The 349-nt window shown below is 36.4% G+C and carries 1 protein-coding gene; it reads right to left on the bottom strand.

Annotation, left to right across the window (positions count from 1 at the left end; translation table 11 throughout):
* Positions 1-123 precede the first annotated feature (123 nt).
* Positions 124-330, bottom strand: coding sequence for a hypothetical protein (locus OSCIL6407_RS38670; protein ID WP_019488072.1), 207 nt, complete (start codon positions 328-330; stop codon positions 124-126).
* Positions 331-349: the final 19 nt, after the last annotated feature.

The raw sequence follows: 349 nt of genomic DNA on the forward strand, positions 1-349 counted from the left end.
TCCTAGTGTCTTATTTCTCCCTGCTCCCCCTGGAGATGCTAATTCAAGTAAGTATTTTCCACGTTCTCTTAAAAAGAAAGTATTACAAATTTAAGACTAGCCCTATTTTGTTTAGGTAAAACATCAAAAACGATGAGAAGCAATAAACCCATTTTCATCACTACTTGTCAGAGCGACAGCTTGCTCCCAAGCAAAAACAATATTGACAACAAATGCGTTTGGATGAACCCAATAAACTCTTTTATTTCCTAATTCTCTGCCAGTTACAGCTTCTTTATGAAAGATCCCTTTTCCATGTGATCGTATTCCAATCTGTTTGTAGTTTGCCATGCAAAATCATATTCATCCG

Source organism: Kamptonema formosum PCC 6407 (assembly GCF_000332155.1).
Classification (GTDB): Bacteria; Cyanobacteriota; Cyanobacteriia; order Cyanobacteriales; family Microcoleaceae; genus Kamptonema; species Kamptonema formosum.